Raw genomic sequence first — 922 nt, forward strand, 5'->3', positions numbered from 1 at the left:
TGATCGCGTCGGAAAACTACACGAGCCCGGCCGTGATGGCCGCACAGGGCTCGCAGCTCACGAACAAGTACGCGGAAGGTTATCCGGGCAAGCGCTACTACGGCGGCTGCGAGTACGTCGACGTGGTCGAGCAGCTGGCGATCGATCGCGTGAAGCAGCTGTTCGGCGCGGAAGCGGCGAACGTGCAGCCGAACTCGGGCTCGCAGGCGAACCAGGGCGTGTTCTTCGCGATGCTCAAGCCGGGCGACACGATCATGGGGATGAGCCTCGCGCACGGCGGGCACCTGACGCACGGCTCGCCGGTGAACATGTCGGGCAAGTGGTTCAACGTGGTGAGCTACGGGCTGAACGAAAACGAAGACATCGATTACGACGCGGCGGAAAAGCTCGCGCAGGAGCACAAGCCGAAGCTGATCGTCGCGGGCGCCTCGGCGTTCGCGCTGAAGATCGACTTCGCGCGTATGGCGCAGATCGCGAAGTCGGTCGGTGCGTACCTGATGGTGGACATGGCGCACTACGCTGGGCTGATCGCGGCGGGCGTGTATCCGAACCCGGTGCCGCACGCTGATTTCGTGACGACGACCACGCACAAGAGCCTGCGCGGCCCGCGCGGCGGCGTGATCCTGATGAAGGCGGAGTACGAGAAGCAGATCAACTCGGCGATCTTCCCGGGCATCCAGGGCGGCCCGCTGATGCACGTGATCGCGGCGAAGGCGGTGGCGTTCAAGGAAGCGCTGTCGCCGGAGTTCAAGGCGTATCAGCAAAAGGTGGTGGAGAACGCGCGGGTGCTGGCCGAGACGCTGGTGAAGCGCGGGCTGCGGATCGTGTCGGGCCGCACGGAAAGCCACGTGATGCTGGTGGACCTGCGAGCGAAGCACATCACGGGCAAGGCGGCGGAAGCGGCGCTGGGTGCGGCGCACAT

General features: G+C 65.6%; 1 protein-coding gene. It reads left to right on the forward strand.

Translation table 11 applies throughout. The annotated features are described in order from the left end of the window. Positions 1-922 (forward strand): serine hydroxymethyltransferase (glyA, locus tag C3Y15_RS31475; protein ID WP_134206966.1); only part of this gene is annotated, 922 nt, incomplete at both ends.

The organism is Burkholderia sp. B10 (assembly GCF_004368385.1).
Classification (GTDB): Bacteria; Pseudomonadota; Gammaproteobacteria; order Burkholderiales; family Burkholderiaceae; genus Burkholderia; species Burkholderia vietnamiensis.